Origin of the sequence: Alteromonas sp. P256, assembly GCF_036864455.1 — a bacterium.
Taxonomy (GTDB): Bacteria; Pseudomonadota; Gammaproteobacteria; order Enterobacterales; family Alteromonadaceae; genus Alteromonas.
This window is the reverse complement of record NZ_JAZETM010000030.1, coordinates 1-1,212: the sequence shown is the minus strand read 5'-3', so window position 1 is coordinate 1,212 and position 1,212 is coordinate 1. Positions and strand designations below refer to the sequence as shown.

The 1,212-nt window shown below is 45.8% G+C and carries 1 protein-coding gene; it reads right to left on the bottom strand.

The window, feature by feature from the left end; translation table 11 throughout:
• Positions 1-97: 97 nt before the first annotated feature.
• Positions 98-1,126, bottom strand: a complete 1,029-nt coding sequence (locus V7R39_RS17690; protein ID WP_334032275.1) for an IS110 family transposase — start codon at positions 1,124-1,126, stop codon at positions 98-100.
• Positions 1,127-1,212: the final 86 nt, after the last annotated feature.

Below are 1,212 nucleotides of genomic sequence, written 5' to 3'. Positions count from 1 at the left end.
CCGACTAAACAGGCTTTCATGCTCTCGGTCTGACCGTGTTATCGTCATTTGCTAATGCTTTGACTCGGTGGGGTTAACCTTTTAAGTGCAACCGCTTTTAACTGGCTACATAATCAACTTGATACTCTTTATCTGATTGCAACAACGCCCAAATCAAGCGTGCGTTTTTAGCCGCCAATGCCACACGTGCGCGCTTAAAGCCGCGCCGCTCAATTAGGTCTTTTATCCACAAGCTGGTTCGGTCAGTCTTGTTTTTACAATTCGCCATAACCGCTCTGGCACCATGAATAAGTGCCGTTCGTATGTGTTTCTCACCACGTTTACTGATACGCCCCAATCTCGCAACGCCACCGGTGGTATATTGTTTGGGTACCAGACCTATCCACGCTGAAAACGCACGGCTAGTTGCAAAGTGTTTAGCATCATTGACTGTCGCTACCACTTCGGTAGCAGTGATTTCACCCACTCCTGGAATACTCATTAAGCGTTTAGCGGCTTGCATTTGTTTCGCTAATCGATACAGCTTCCTATCGTACTTAAGGATTTCCTCATTCAATCGCTTAATGCTTTGCCATAGGTCATCGAGTAATTCTCTAGCCAGAAAGGGCAATCCGTTTTCAGCATCTTCAAGTATGCCTGAGATGGTATTTTGTGCAGGATATCGGCCTTTCGGCATGATGATGCCGAACTCTGACAGCAACCCCCTCAACCGGTTTATCCGAGCTGTTCTGTCTTTTATCGCGCCTTGGCGAATGCGATGCAAACATAAAACCGCCTGCTGCTCTTCGCTCTTAATACTGACATAACGGGTCTTAGGACGAGACACAGCCTCACAAATTGCCTCTGCATCGTTGGCATCGTTCTTTTCACTCTGACGATACGGAATAACAAATTTAGATGCCATGATACGAACGTCATGACCCAGTTTGCTGAACTCTCGCGCCCAATAATGTGAGCCAGAGCACGCCTCCATCCCAATCACACATTTAGGTAGCTTAGCAACCTCAGCTAACAGCTTGTCACGTTTAACTGTTTTGCGTAATTTGGTCTTGCCATACTCATCGACACCATGAATACTGAAAACTAATTTGGCTAAATCAACGCCAACGACTTTAATTAAGGACATATGGACTCTCCACTATTGTTGAAACTTCGCACTTTCAATATGGCACATAGATGCCGAATTAGGTGGGGAGTCCATATCATTCGTTA

What these genes read in the sequence shown, in the direction of transcription:
- V7R39_RS17690 (WP_334032275.1), bottom strand. Translation starts at nt 1,126, where the DNA reads ATGTCCTTAATTAAAGTCGTTGGCGTTGATTTAGCCAAATTAGTTTTC.